Genomic DNA, 14230 nt, shown 5'->3' with positions numbered 1-14230 from the left:
CTTGATAGCGATTAAAAGACTGAAAGATCTTAATGATCATGACCTCTGGAAGCTTTTTAACCGCTTGGGAGAGGTTTTCAGTTCTGTAATGGATGTTGTTATTCCCATCATTGAGGATGTAAGAGACAAAGGGGAAGAAGCGGTTATTCACTATACCGAGAAATATGATGGGATAAGGCTTACAAATCTTTATGCAACTGAGGACGAATTAACAAAAGGATATGATAATATCCCTCGTAAAGAGATAGATGCCTTTATGCAGGCCAGGGACAATATCTTTGAATTCCATCTTCATCAGAAAAGGGAAAACTTAATATATTCAAGAGAAGATGGCTCCAAACTGGGTGTAATATATCAACCAATCGAGAAAACAGCCATATATGTGCCCGGGGGTAAGGCAACATATCCCACTAGTATACTAATGGCTGCAATCCCAGCTTTAATCGCAGGATGTAAGGATATTACACTTATCACCCCCCCCGGAAAGGATGGGGAAATTTCTAATATCATTCTTGCAATTAGCAGGATTATTGGGATAAAGAGGATATTAAAGGCTGGAGGAGCCCAGGGTATTGCTGCCGCTGCCTTCGGCCTTGACTCGCTACCTAAAGCCAATATCATTGTTGGCCCCGGCAATCTTTATGTTACAGCAGCAAAAGCCTACCTTTTCAGCATGGGAATAATTCAGATAGACTCCATTGCTGGGCCTAGCGATGTGCTCATTATTGCGGATGAAGGCGCTAATCCAAAATGGATTGCCTTTGATCTCCTATCACAGGCTGAACATGATGAAAAGGCCGTCCCTATTCTTGTGACCACATCCCATGATATAGCTGATCGAGTAAAGGAAGAGATTACCATGGATATTAATAGCGGAAAGGGAAGGCATGAGATAAAAAAGAAATCGATCTCAAACAATGGGTTGATACTGCTGACTGATGATCTTGATGAAGCTATTCTATTCTCAAATAACTTTGGGCCCGAGCATATGGAATTAATGGTATCAAATCCTATGCAATATTTACCCAAAATACAGAATGTTGGATCTCTATTTCTTGGCCAGTATTCTCCTGTTGCCGCAGGAGACTACTATTCAGGGACAAATCACATACTACCAACGGGTGGGACCTCAAGATTCTCATCAGGATTATCAGTGGAGACATTCATGAGAAGAACAACCGTACAGTTTTTAACAAAAGCTGCTCTCAAAAAGGGGTTAGAGCCCATAGGGATCATGTCGAAGGTTGAAGGCTTTGATGACAAGCATGGCGGTTCAATTGAAATCAGATTTAATGATGATCAGGAATAAGCCTGCCTATTACCTTTTCCGATTATTGATATTTTAATTATTAGATTCTTCATAGTAAAGGTTGTTAATCTATGTAGTCTAATCTTCATTAGATCGATATTTAGGGTTGTGCCGTTTTTCGTGCCCGGTGGAATCTTTACCTCTATAGTGGATGTGTTTGAAATTCGTCCAAGACCCTGACAAATTCGGCAGTATGAATCATCCCCAAAGCACAAAGGACAGGGTATTCTTGATGGTAGTTCAATAAATGCTATAGCGCCCCTCCTAATTTCTCCTGGAGTAACAAATATTTCCACATCCTGACCAAAATTATAAATTCTATCCTCACGTTTCATCTTCCTGTTGAGAAGTCTCGACACAACAAGATCCTTGAGAGAGATGGAGAATTTTATCCTTGTTTTGGGCACATAAACATAACCCTCATCGCTATAGCGCTTTCTGTCAAAGAGGTGTTTATTGTACTCTAGCCTCAGGCTGTCATCAATAAGAACCTTATAACCCTTAATTATAAGATCTATTTTTTTTCTTTCGTCATCGCTATTTTTTTTGGATATATCCGGATGGTAGATCTTTACAAGATTGCAGAATGCTGTCCTCACCTGCGATTTGTTTGCCTGATAGGGTATATTCAATATCTCATAATAATCGACAAAATTTCCAAATTCATCATGATAAGACATCCTCATCATTCAACTACTCCAATACAGCTTTTTGTAATGCTAAAATATATCTTTTGAAATCCTTGTGATATATAGCAGTCCATAATTGTATATGGAATTTCATTTTTCTATTCTTAAAGTGAATAAATTATCCTTATTCTCTTTCAACTCAGTGGAATTACAATCTTTCTCATTTATTATTATTCATCAAAATTTCAATGCTCGATATGGATATATTGTATTTAATCCTTTACAATAACATATTATTGTCTGATTTAAAATGCAATTATTATTTATTGTTAGCTCTTGTACCGGATGTAAGCCTGATCTGAGTTATTACAAATTCAGGATTCTTGAAAAATTTGCTTTCTTATATCCTCATTACACACAAAACATTCACATACATAAGGCTTAACCTTATGAATCATACACCCGGCATGCCTTTGAGCAATATTAAAAAATGAACAATAGGGTTTACCATTTATTATTATTTGCTTAATTTGCTCCCTATCATCCAAAAAAAATTCAATAAAATCTGATCTATCTAAATTTAAAAAATGTGATATCCTTGAAATATCACTAGGATATAATTCAATGGTATATTTTGAACAACAAATTCCATCACACTTACTGCAATCCATATAAAACCTATATTAAATCAAAGGTATTTGAAATAACAACATAGGTATAAGTGATCTCTAAAACCTGATTATAATATGGGAATGAATATTCTGCTGATACAACTGATACAAGCGATTTATATATATCTTGGATCTTTTCCCACATAGAAAAGAAATGGATTACTACTCTTCAGATAAATAATTTTATCTATTAACAATAATATTAATACTATTCATGTATCAGTAAGATATCTAGGTTTAAACAATAAACATTATATTCATATAAGAGTCAAGATTTTATTTAATGAAAGTCCATTACAATAATCCTTATTAAATACATAAACTTATATGTAATTATAGAAACAAATCCTTTTTTTCCTTGCGCTGAATATCACAAATGATCAAAATTGAATCTTATAAGGCTTCACCTAAAAGTAGAATCTTTTATTATACAATAAGATATGATTTATTATAATTTTATTTAAAAACATACAGAGAACCTTGTTAGATTTTCAAAATATTGATATTCATATAATATGGAATAATACAGTTAGCCTCTATAATAATTAAATTATTCATTTTTAGTAACTATTTAGGTGTTTTTTTCATATACACTATTAGATAAAAAATGTATAAAGGAGATGAGTTGGAACTGCCTAAAAGTATGTCATTCCGGCTGTAGCGTAGCGAAATGCCGGAATCTTAAGCAATTAAATTCCTGCATTCACAGAGCCTGCCCCTATAAATACAGGGGAATTACATTTTGACTAACCTCAACTCATTCTACCTGTTTTTTCGTAAAATAAATATTATTATATCCATAGGTGAGTAGTTACCATTTTAATATATAACAGCGAATAATAATTTAGTGAAATGATTATGAAATTGAAAATATTTATTCAGCTTATTCGAATTGATCAAACCCTATTTACTCTTCCTTTTGCTTATTTGGGATTACTATTTGCTGGAGGAGATGAGATATATACCTGGATATGGGTCACAATTGCATTGGTATCCGCAAGCACACTTGGGTTGTTATTAAACCAGTTAATTGATTTGAATAAAGATGCAAAGAATCCCAGAAAAAATAGAATATTGATTTCAAATAGGGAGGTAAAAAAACCAAGCGTTTGGAGCTTGGCCATTTTTCTATCCCTTATACTCATCTTTTCCGCCTATATGATCAATAGATTATGTTTTCATCTATCATTTGTTGCAATCCTTGGATTGGTCATTTTTCCATTTATTAAAAGAATTAATATTGTATCACATTTTTATTTAGGCATTATTCAAGCGTCATCTATTATTGGAGGATATTTGGCGGTTACCTCTAGATTTGACATAATTCCCCTCTTGATTCTGAGTATTGCCATTTTCATGTGGATGTCAGGGCTTGATATCATCTATTCTCTTAAGGATGTTGAGTTCGATAAAGATAAAGGTCCTATCCCAATCTCAGCAAGATATGGGATGGGCAAAGCATCGATGATCTCATCTATATTATATGTTTTTGCAATGATTGCGCTAATTATAGCTGGTGTATTAACTTCAAGAGGTACTGCCTACTGGGTTTCTATTATTAGCGTTGCAATAATCTTTTATAAACAGCAATTCTTAATCAGAAATAGGGATTTCGAGATTGCAATTGTGGAATTCATTCAAATAAACCATATGATACCAGCAATACTCTTCATTGGCACATTCATAGACGTAATGATTAAGTAATGATGATCTTTAATGTAATATACAATATCATGCTAGCCTACCTATAGGAATTATTATATATTTAAGGATGGTAAATTAGGATGCAAAGACTTCCGCTTCAAGGAATAAGGGTTGTAGATTTCTGCCACGTTTGGGCTGGACCTCATGCTACACATTGGTTGTCTACCATGGGAGCGGAGGTTATAAAGGTTGAAAGCGAACTTCGCCCAGATTTAACAAGACATTATTATTCTATGGGCAGGAAGCTTATTCCTGGGATGAACAAAAGCGTTGATTTCGCTGTATTTAACTATGGAAAGAAGAGCTGTACACTCAATATGACACACTCAAAAGCCAGGGAGATCGCTAAAGAAATTATCGAGATTAGCGATGTAGTCACCGAAAATTTTGGAGGTCCTGTGATGGACCGCTGGGGATTGGGATATCAAGATCTAAAAGAGCTTAAATCCGATATTATCATGTATTCTGGTTCAGGTTTCGGTAGAACAGGGCCTTACAATAATTTCCCAGCTTATGCTCCTATTGTGGACGCATTTTGTGGATTTACATCTATGAATGGCTATTATAAAAGCGAACCACTTCCCTTTGGTGTAGGCGGATGGACAGATATAGCTGCGGCACAGCATGGAGCATTTTCAATCCTTGTTGCGTTATATCATCGCTCAAAGACTGGGGAAGGGCAATATATTGACCTTTCAATGACTGAGATGGCATGCGCTACCCTTCCATATCCTGCAATGGATTATGCAATAAATAAAAGAGTACAAGAAAGGCAAGGGAATCGTGATAACCTTATTGCGCCTCATGGATGTTATCCATGTAAGAGTGACGACGAGTGGATCGCCATAGCTGTCTCCAATGAAGATGAATGGAGAGCCTTCTGCATCGCTACAGGTCATCCTGAATGGGAAGTGGATAAGAGATTCAACAATAATCTGAATCGATGGAAGAACCAAAAGGAACTCGATCAATTGATATCTGAATGGACAAAAGATCATACACAAAATGATGTAATGGGGTTATTGCTAAAAGCTGGAGTAATGGCAGGCGCCTCTCTCAAGATTAACGGGGTGATTGAGGATCAAAACCTGAACAAAAGGGGATTCTTCATAGATGTTGACCAGGCTGACATGGGAACGGTTAGAATCGCTCGTTTACCATGGAAGATGAGCAATACATTACAGAAAGACAATGTACATACCCCCTCTCTTGGTGAGCATAATGATTACGTCTTTGGGGAGTTGTTGGGGATGACAGATGATGAGATATCCAAACTTAAGGCTGAGCAGGTCATTCAGTAAATACAGGAACCTGCCGAAGAAGCATACGACATTCAAGGGTGTGAGGGATTTATCTCGCGAGTGTCACATATCATTTGAACTATTACATAAATTAATCATTGTCCGGATATCGTTGTCTAATAGATTTCAACAGATACAGACAGTCTAAGAATACACTTACCAGATCAGGATCAAATTTTTTCCCAGAAAGAGACTTTATCTCCTTGATAACATCCTCCTCCTCCCAAGCATCCTTATAAACTCGTTTGGATGAGAGAGCGTCATAAACATCTGCAAGGGCGACTACTCTTCCATAAATGGGTATCTCCTCCCCCTTAAGGGGCAATGGCCGTCCTTTACCATCCCTTTCCAAAACCTCTCCAGTATTCACATCAATATAACCAGGATATCCCGTGCCATCCCAGTTCTCATGATGAGTTAATGACACTACTGCCGCGATCTCGTCAAAATCAGACTGTTTATCCCCTAATAGACGAGCGCCCATATAGGTATGAGTCTTCATGACTTCATACTCCTCGGTTGTTAATCTTGTCGGCTTTTTTAGGATCAGATCAGATATCGCTACCTTTCCCACATCATGCAGCATTGCAGCCATTCGCAAAATATCCCTGTTCTTATCAATCTCACATTTGGGAACACACTTATACATCGCCCAACGTTCATACAGCTCCACAGCATAGGTGGCTACACGGTTAATATGAGGCCCTGTTTCTTTTGGATCACGCAACTCAGCCATTCTGATCATTCGATGCAAAAGCGCCCTCGTCATCTGTGTTCTTTGGAGAACAATACTAGCAGTATTCGCAAAGTGAAGCACAAAGGGTTCATCATCCCTAGAAAATGAAACTACGTTATCTTCGCTGTCCTTTGCATTTATGATCTGAAGCACGCCAATAATATCGCCGCGATTAGTCATCATAGGGACAGTAAGCATTGATTGTGTATTATAATCTGATTTTTCATCATATGTACAATCAAAGCTATAGGGCTCATTATCGGAGATAGCATTAACATCAGGGATGTTCAATATATTTCCCGTAGTCGCAACATAACCCGCTATTGATTCAGCATTAATTAAAATCTTAAAATTAGTATAGGGAAGTTTCTTCCCAAAGGGAAGTTGTTTCTGTTTCGTTTCGTTTTGTGAGTATTTAAATATGAGGTATTTACCATTACGGATGTAGATTGATCCAGCATCCGCATTTGTTACGGTTCTCGCTTCAAGAAGTATCCGTTCAAGCAACATATCCATATCCTGAATGCTGTTGAGTTCAGTGCCTAAACGAATAATCTCATTAAGACGATCTTTTTCATTATTCATGATATTAATATCTTTATGGCTCTGTATTGACTTATATACCTGATGAGAATTTTTTTCAAATATTTTATTCTTATATGTGCCTATTATCCAAATATTGATAAATAAATGAACGCTGAACTGGCGAGAGAACCGTATGGCTCCGTAACTCAAACACTCGTAAAATAGCGCCTTTGGGACCCAAACCTTCAGTCAAACCCAACCATGCGCAAAGCACAATACCAGTTCTACCTCGTCCCTCAACGCAGTGAACTACAACACCTAGCTCCTTCTGGAGACTGGAATTGATAAATTCAATAGAACGGTCCATCCCTTCCATTGTAGGCGCTCTGGCATCATCAATCGGTTCATGAAAATGCATAAATCCAGCGTCCTGATACCTCTTCCCATAAAGATCATCCTCAGTTAGGGTTAATATTGCGCCAATCCCCTGTTCCCTCAATAATTGCAGAGTTTTATCAATCTTCATAGACCAGGGCTCTCCCATTCCTGCTACTCTGTAAGTATGCAGAAAACCAAAACGAATCTCACTCAATATCATAAGATCAGTGTTATCATTGTTTTTCATCATTTTCCTTCATTTCCTGTAATCTTCCTATAAGGCTTTATAGTATTATATAATCCCGGTAATTTATTAAGATCAGCATTTTTTTGGGGATTTACCATAATAGATATAGATAATTATTGTACATTTATTCTCATTTATCAAATATTTTTTGAATCATTTTTATTCTCAACATATTTAATAAAGAGCCTGAAAACAGAGCCAACCCACACAACAAGCCTAATACAAATATTTTTCCTTTGCTATACCATTGATCAACCTATTTGTCTTAGTGAAATATAGAGAAAAGTACTTGCAATGTTTCATTATAAATTTATTTTAGAATTCCTAGGCATCAAGGATACATTAATAAAATATAAAAAGGATAAGGGCCATGGACTTAATAGAGGCATTACAGACAAGAAAGAGTATCAGGGCTTTTAAACCTGATCCTGTCCCCCAAAAGGTTATTAAGGAAATCCTGGGAATAGCCTGCCGTGCTCCATCAGCGATGAATATACAGCCATGGGAATTTTTAGTGCTAACTGGTAATATACTTGAAGAGATTGGGAAGGAGAATGTCAAACTGCTCAACTCAGGAACCCCTCCCAGTCCAGAGCATCTGGTTGTGGGTTGGACCAATGAAAGTGTATACCGGTTGAGACAGGTAGGACTGGCCAAGCAGCTCTTCCGACTCATGGATATACCCAGAGAAGACAAAGTGAAAAGGGCATGGTGGTTGGAACGCGGATTTCGACACTTTGATGCCCCTGTCTCAATTGTTATATTAACAGATCGATCACTGGTTGAATCTACCCCGCTATTAGATCTTGGAGCAGTGATGCAGAACATCTGCCTTGCAGCAATGGGCTTTAACCTAGGCACATGCATAGAGGATCAGAGTGTAATGTACCCTCAGGTATTAAGAAAAGCCGCGGGTATACCAGACTCAAAGCGAATAATTATCGGCATAGCCATTGGATATCCTGATATGGATTTTCCTGCAAACAGGGTAGAGAGCGCTAGGGAGCCTGTGGATAACATCACAACGTGGTGCGGCTATGACTAAAATTACCCCACACCCTGATATACACTTTTTCATGACACTCAAATTATAAAAATGTCACCTGACTTTGAAGACTACCGTTCCCAATTTCCAGTTATCAAAAAATATGTTTATCTTAATCATGCCGCCATTTCTGCACCTTCGCTTAGGGCAGCCGAAGCATTCAGTAATATAAGCAATCAATTCAGTTATTATGGTATAAAGGGCTATGATGGATGGATGAAGAGGGTCGAGGAGGTACGCGGGCTCTTTGCAGGCCTTATCAATGCCCATCCGGCTGAGATTGCCTTTGTTGGCAACACTTCAGAGGGGCTTGGTTATGTTGCGGAAGGGATAAGATGGATGGAGGGGGATGAAGTGCTGATACCAGTTCCTGAATTTCCTTCAAATGTCTATCCTTGGCTTAATCTTGAGAGAAAGGGTGTAAAGACTACATTTATCAGGCGTTGTAATGGACGCTTCCGTGTGAATGATATAGAGAAGGCCATCTCCCCGAAGGTGAGACTCATATCTGTTAGTTATGTTGATTTTATGTTTGGTTTCCGATGTGATTTAGAAGCTATAGGCGATCTCTGTCGCAGAAAGGGAATATTGCTATGCGTGGATGCTATTCAAGGCTTGGGAATTATTCCATTAGATGTTAAAAAATGTGGTATTCATTTTCTCGCAACCGGGGGTTATAAATGGCTTATGAGCGCCATGGGCATTGGAGGTCTCTATATCTCCAGTGAAGCAAAAGAGATCATTCACCCGGTCTTTGTTGGATGGAAGAGTATGCTCAAGGATGAAGATTTCTTTGGAATCGAGTTTGATGTAAAGCCCAATGCCCTTGGTTTCGAGCCTGGCAACATGAATATTGCTGGCATATGCGCATTAGGAGCGGCTATTGAGCTGATTGATGAGGTTGGAATAAATAACATAAGGGAAAGGGTGTTTGCCATAAATAATCTCTTTTTGGAAGGATTGCAAAAAAGAAATTTTCAAATAGTCACATCAATGGATAGAGATGATCGTTCTGGAATTCTAAGCTTTCTACCTCATTCTGATCCCAACCCTCTTTACAGTTATTTAACCACGAAAAATATCCTAGTTGCCCTTAGGAATAATATAATAAGGATTTCACCCCATTTCTATAATAATGAGAGGGATATTGAAAATTTTATGAACGCATTAGATGATTATAGTGGATAACGGACTCCAAGGCACATTTATAATTATCCCTATTATATAGTGTTTGAGCTATTATCCTCTACTATAAGACATGTATGAATAATTATTGACAAATTTTCATTTAAAAATAGATTATAGTCTTCGTAATTCTTGAGCATACAAAACCTATATTCAATTCTTACTTATAATCAAGAGGATAAATAATGAAATCAGTGATTAATTTGCTATATTCCTGGATTTGCTTTGTATTCTTTACCATCCTAACAATTATAGGTGGGATTATATCCCTTTTATCTCTAATATTCAATCCAGGAGGAGACATTTCCTTTTATACGATGAAAGGATGGGCAAAAATTATACTCTGGTTTTGCAGAATAAAGGTAACCGTTTGGGGACTGGAAAACATAAATAAGGAAATAACCCAGATCTTTGCATCAAATCATCTAAGTCATTTAGATATATTGCTTCTATCTTCAATAATCCCTGTAAAATTCGGGTGGATTGCGAAGAAGGAATTATTTAAATTACCTATTATTGGATGGCATATGAAAGCCAATAACTATATAGCAGTTGATAGGGAAAACACAAAAAAGGCACTACAGAGTTTCTATAAATCTGCTGAGAAGATTAAGAATGGATCAAGAGTGGCAATATTTCCTGAGGGAACACGAAGCCGGGAAGGGGAATTACAACCATTTAAAAAGGGTGTTTTTCATCTATGTGCAAGAACAGGTGTTCCGATTGTTCCCATCTATATTGATGGCACTTACGAGGCATTATTGCCGGATACTTTTAGGGTACATCCTAGTAAAGTTTATGTTAATATTGGGAAGGAGATAAAGACTACTGGCAACACAAAGGGGTCTGAGATCAAGACTTTGATGAATGACCTCAGAGAGAGTATAATAAATTTACAATCGGATATTACAGAATATAAAAAATCTTCTAACACAAACAGATCATTATTTAATTAGCCTATATTTATGAGTGACTATAAAAAATCATATAAAACTATAATGGATGACCATTTCCCAGATTCCCTTACAATTGAGTTTGGTGACCAGAGGCTGTTGTATAAAAAGAGGACATGGAAGATTGAAGATAAAGGGAGTATGGTTGAGAAAGGATTGCGATATGGCGAGAATCCTGGTCAGGAAGCGGCAATGTACCAGTTGGTAAATGGGAATCTAGTTTTGGGTGAATGCAGGTTTATTGAACCTGGCAATTCTATTATTAGTTGTATTGATGAAAGCATGATGTTGCAATCTGGGAAACATCCTGGAAAGATAAACCTTACGGACATTGATAATTCACTCAATGTTTTAAAATTTCTTATGTCCAAACCGGCTGCAGTAATCGTAAAGCACAATAACCCATGCGGCGTGGCCTATGGTTCCACAATCGTTGAAGCCTACGATAGGGCATATAAAGCTGATAGAATCGCTGCTTTTGGAGGATGTGTTACCTTAAATCGACCAGTAGATAAAGAGGCAGCTGAACTCATATCCAAACACTATATTGAGGTGATCGTTGCACCTGATTATATTGAAGGCGCCTTTGATATTTTAAAAAAAAGAAAAAATTTGCGAATTGTTAAGATTGAAAGGATAGATAGCCTTGAAAAATACAAGGCCCTGCGTTTTGTTGATTTCAAATCTCTCATAGATGGTGGAATAATTGTTCAGCAATCACCACTAAACAGGATTATCACCAAAGAAGACCTAAAGCCTGCAGTTGCCGAATATAAGGGCAAATCCTATAATATCGATAGACTCCCAACTGATGGAGAGTATGATGACCTCTTATTTGGATGGAATGTTGAACAGGGAGTGACATCAAACTCAGTTCTATTTGTAAATGATTTAGTAACGGTTGGCATTGGTACAGGAGAGCAGGATCGGGTTGGTGTTGTTGAAATTGCCATATATAAGGCATACACAAAATATGCAGACCAACTATGCTTCGATAAATTTGGGATACCCTATAAGGAGCTTGAGAGAGAAGTTGATAATGGCATTAGGGAAAGATCTGTTATTCTCAATATTGATAATGAGACCAGGGATGCAAAGGGTGGATTAGTTGGGTCATCTATGGTTTCTGATGCCTTTTTCCCCTTCAGAGACGGAGTTGATGTTGGGATAAAGGAGGGGATTACCTCAATAGTACAGCCCGGAGGATCAGACCGAGATTTCGAAGCGATAATGGCTTGCAACGAAGCAAATCCCAAGGTTACTATGGTATTTACCGATCAAAGGGCTTTCAAACACTAATTCTATTATTTTGGACTAATTACCAGATGGCGGTTATCACTGATTATATTACAGTTTCGACTAAAGGCAGGAGAGATGTTATTGATATCACACAAAAGATTCAAAACATTATTTCCAAGAATAGTGTAAACGATGGCATTGTTGTGGTTTTTGTCTCTGGTTCAACAGCTGCATTAACTACCATTGAATATGAACCTGGATTAACCAAGGATATAAGCATCTTCCTCGAAAGAATCCTTCCCTATGGAGATCACTATCATCATCATAACACTTGGCATGATGATAATGGCGCCGCGCACCTGCAGGCAGCACTCATAGGACCATCCATTACAGTGCCCTTTGTCAATGGAACCCTTACTCTCGGCACCTGGCAACAAGTGATTCTAATCGATTGTGATACAAGACAACGAAATAGAAAGATTGTTGTACAGATAATCTATTAGCTCAATCCAGCACTAACCCTATTTAGATTTACGATACATTTGAAGTCTCATCTCGCCTGCCTTTGCCTTGAGTTCCGGATCGTTCTCAATATTCTCTTCGAAAGATCTATACTGTTCTATAGTATAACCATGTCTTTGTAATATTGACTTCTCCAATTCAGGAGTGAGATCACTTGAGAGTATCTCTTCCTGTACTGCTAAAAAATCATGGAGAGTCATCTCTTTTTTAGCCTTACATGAAATGAAGAATACACTGATAAGTAAAAAAATAACTAGATTTTTTATGTACCTCATATCCCCTCTCTTATTATTTGTTTAATAGCTGCTTTTCACAATTAAAGATTATGGCCTATATTCGGCTTTAATAAACTGGAAGCTCTATTTTATTGAAATATGTACGAATATTAGCTATAGTCTTATAGTCTCATTCAATTATGTAGCTTGTACTATTTCAATATAAAAGCTTAATAATTGTGAATAAGCGCTAATCAATAATTAATACCCGGTAATTTAATGAGACATATAATTCTAATTTTATTATTCTACATGTCAAGGAAAAATTCGACTATATTTGAGTAATGGCACATTGGGGCTGGGTGTGTATTGGGGCAGATTTCCTGATTGATAGATATATAAGTTAGGATCATGTTAAAGATCATTAGCGCAATATCCATTGATAATAATTGAATCGGATTTACTGCAGGCCAAAAATAATAAAATAAAGAAAAATCCAAATAGACTCAGGCGAGTGTAAACATATTTCTTATACATAATTTTAACATTAACCAAAATATAGATTTATTATTTGGCTCAAAACTAAAGTTACAACTATGATATTCCCAATCAACAGGAATGTTAACCTCTTTCCTATGAATTTGAGCAACATAAATATTGAAGTAATGCATATAGATGTAGATGTTAAAGAGAATGCTATGCCGGTTCCAATATTTATCCCCGAACAGAGTAGAGGTTTTAATAATAAAACATCTGTTCCGTTACATAAATAGAATGGGATTCCGAAAATGATTATTGATACATTCCCCAAAAATGAATTACTTATTAAAGATGTTAAGTGCATCGTCTTTGAGGAAGCAAGATCTAATACTATACCGACACTTCCTCCAATAACAAGATAGGGTATTATTGTTTTGAATATTGAATAGGTTTTTATGTATATATCTTCCTCCATCACCATGCAGGCTTTTGCGTTGCATATGTTCAGGCTCCTTGCAGCCACGGTGTCTTTTTTCTTTAAAAGCTCCAACACATATCCTGCTGATAGGGCAAGAATAAATGAAGAGCCAATTCTTAAAAGAGCATACTCCATGCCGAGAACGTTAAAGGATAGTATTATTATATAGGGATTCAAAAGTGGGGCCGCAACCGAGAAGGGGATCAGAGTTTTTAAATTCATTTTACCTTCCATTGTCTTTACTAGAGGTATTGCAGAACAGGCGCATACAGGCAATACAGAGGCGTAGAAGAATGCTGTTACAGGATTGGAAGGGAAGAATCTCCTATATCTCATAAAATACTTTTCAAGCAATGCAGCAATATATATGCCAATAAAGACAACAATGGTTAATTCAATAAAATACTCAAAGAATAAAAAACCTGTTTTAGGGAGCAGTTGATAAACTAAACATTTCGACCTGTCAAGGTAGGTAATATCTTTCACTGTTTTATATATATAGTCTACTACTACGAACAGAAAAGAAAACACCAATATAATTTTAATTGCATTTCTCTTATAATTCAGAGTCACTTCGCTTTCCAGTATATCCATTGAATTCAAAAATTTCAGT

Annotated in this window: 13 protein-coding genes; 8 read left to right on the top strand and 5 right to left on the bottom strand. The window is 36.8% G+C overall.

All coding sequences use genetic code 11. The features are described 5' to 3' along the window. Nucleotide 1 precedes the first annotated feature (1 nt). Entirely contained in the window at nucleotides 2–1309 is a 1308-nt protein-coding gene (hisD, locus tag SVZ03_13735) for a histidinol dehydrogenase (protein ID MDY6935270.1), read from the top strand. Here the strand turns inward: hisD and SVZ03_13730 are convergent. Beyond that, nucleotides 1300–1998: a DnaJ domain-containing protein gene (locus SVZ03_13730; GenBank protein ID MDY6935269.1), complete on the bottom strand. Its 699-nt coding sequence runs from the start codon at nucleotides 1996–1998 to the stop codon at nucleotides 1300–1302. The two genes, hisD and SVZ03_13730, sit on opposite strands and share 10 nt — an antisense overlap. A gap of 1469 nt (nucleotides 1999–3467) precedes the next feature. Between SVZ03_13730 and SVZ03_13725 the strand changes: the two genes are divergently transcribed. Next, nucleotides 3468–4313 carry a UbiA-like polyprenyltransferase gene (locus tag SVZ03_13725; protein ID MDY6935268.1) on the top strand — a complete coding sequence of 282 codons (846 nt, stop codon included), beginning with the start codon at nucleotides 3468–3470 and terminating at the stop codon, nucleotides 4311–4313. Between the two features lie 80 nt (nucleotides 4314–4393). Further along, on the top strand, nucleotides 4394–5614 hold the full coding sequence (locus SVZ03_13720; protein MDY6935267.1) for a CoA transferase: 1221 nt from the start codon (nucleotides 4394–4396) through the stop codon (nucleotides 5612–5614). A 91-nt stretch (nucleotides 5615–5705) separates the two neighbouring features. Here SVZ03_13720 and SVZ03_13715 read toward each other — a convergent pair whose 3' ends face one another. Together SVZ03_13715 and SVZ03_13710 are read right to left on the bottom strand one after the other, a co-directional pair. Continuing rightward, a complete protein-coding gene (locus SVZ03_13715) occupies nucleotides 5706–6935 on the bottom strand; it encodes an HD domain-containing protein (GenBank protein MDY6935266.1) in 1230 nt (409 codons plus the stop codon). 70 nt (nucleotides 6936–7005) lie between these two features. Further along, nucleotides 7006–7503, bottom strand: a complete 498-nt coding sequence (locus SVZ03_13710; GenBank protein MDY6935265.1) for a dual specificity protein phosphatase family protein — start codon at nucleotides 7501–7503, stop codon at nucleotides 7006–7008. Between the two features lie 367 nt (nucleotides 7504–7870). Between SVZ03_13710 and SVZ03_13705 the strand changes: the two genes are divergently transcribed. From SVZ03_13705 to SVZ03_13685, 5 genes are all read left to right on the top strand, one after another. Further along, entirely contained in the window at nucleotides 7871–8545 is a 675-nt protein-coding gene (locus tag SVZ03_13705) for a nitroreductase (protein MDY6935264.1), read from the top strand. A 51-nt stretch (nucleotides 8546–8596) separates the two neighbouring features. Continuing rightward, nucleotides 8597–9733: an aminotransferase class V-fold PLP-dependent enzyme gene (locus SVZ03_13700; protein ID MDY6935263.1), complete on the top strand. Its 1137-nt coding sequence runs from the start codon at nucleotides 8597–8599 to the stop codon at nucleotides 9731–9733. A gap of 182 nt (nucleotides 9734–9915) precedes the next feature. Next, a complete protein-coding gene (locus tag SVZ03_13695) occupies nucleotides 9916–10686 on the top strand; it encodes a lysophospholipid acyltransferase family protein (protein MDY6935262.1) in 771 nt (256 codons plus the stop codon). 9 nt (nucleotides 10687–10695) lie between these two features. Beyond that, a complete protein-coding gene (locus SVZ03_13690) occupies nucleotides 10696–11982 on the top strand; it encodes an IMP cyclohydrolase (GenBank protein ID MDY6935261.1) in 1287 nt (428 codons plus the stop codon). 26 nt (nucleotides 11983–12008) lie between these two features. Further along, the gene (locus SVZ03_13685) at nucleotides 12009–12425 is read left to right on the top strand and encodes a secondary thiamine-phosphate synthase enzyme YjbQ (protein MDY6935260.1); all 417 of its coding nucleotides are present in this window, start codon (nucleotides 12009–12011) and stop codon (nucleotides 12423–12425) included. A gap of 18 nt (nucleotides 12426–12443) precedes the next feature. Here the strand turns inward: SVZ03_13685 and SVZ03_13680 are convergent, their stop codons facing one another. Both SVZ03_13680 and SVZ03_13675 read right to left on the bottom strand, forming a co-directional pair. Continuing rightward, nucleotides 12444–12719, bottom strand: a complete 276-nt coding sequence (locus SVZ03_13680; protein MDY6935259.1) for a hypothetical protein — start codon at nucleotides 12717–12719, stop codon at nucleotides 12444–12446. A 487-nt stretch (nucleotides 12720–13206) separates the two neighbouring features. Then, a complete protein-coding gene (locus SVZ03_13675; protein ID MDY6935258.1) occupies nucleotides 13207–14211 on the bottom strand; it encodes a permease in 1005 nt (334 codons plus the stop codon). Nucleotides 14212–14230: the final 19 nt, after the last annotated feature.

It is taken from the genome of Spirochaetota bacterium (genome assembly GCA_034190085.1).
In the GTDB taxonomy this organism is placed as follows: Bacteria; Spirochaetota; UBA4802; order UBA4802; family JAFGDQ01; genus JAXHTS01.
The sequence above is the reverse complement of the archived record's forward strand: the minus strand, read 5'-3'. Positions and strand labels throughout refer to the sequence as shown.